The 264-nt window shown below is 40.5% G+C and carries 1 pseudogene; it reads left to right on the forward strand.

The features are described from left to right. Window positions 1–264, forward strand: a pseudogene (locus H4J67_RS20170) (IS110 family transposase); the annotation flags it as partial.

Below are 264 nucleotides of genomic sequence, written 5' to 3' on the forward strand. Positions count from 1 at the left end.
TTCATTGGCTTAGATACCCATAAAACATTTACTAAAGTCGCTTATAACGAAGACCAGCGCGGCACTAAGTCAGTTCATTTAGGTAAAATACTCAGCGATAAACGTGATGCGCTCAAACTTGCAAAGCTGCTCAAGTCTGAAGACTTAACATCTATCTATGTCCCTGAGCCCGAAGATGAAGCCGAACGTGATTTATCCCGAGCACGAGAAACAGGCATGAAAGACTTAAAAGAGGCTAAATATCAACTTAAAGCATTGTTGTTA

It is taken from the genome of Colwellia sp. BRX10-4, from assembly GCF_014077465.1.
Classification (GTDB): Bacteria; Pseudomonadota; Gammaproteobacteria; order Enterobacterales; family Alteromonadaceae; genus Colwellia_A.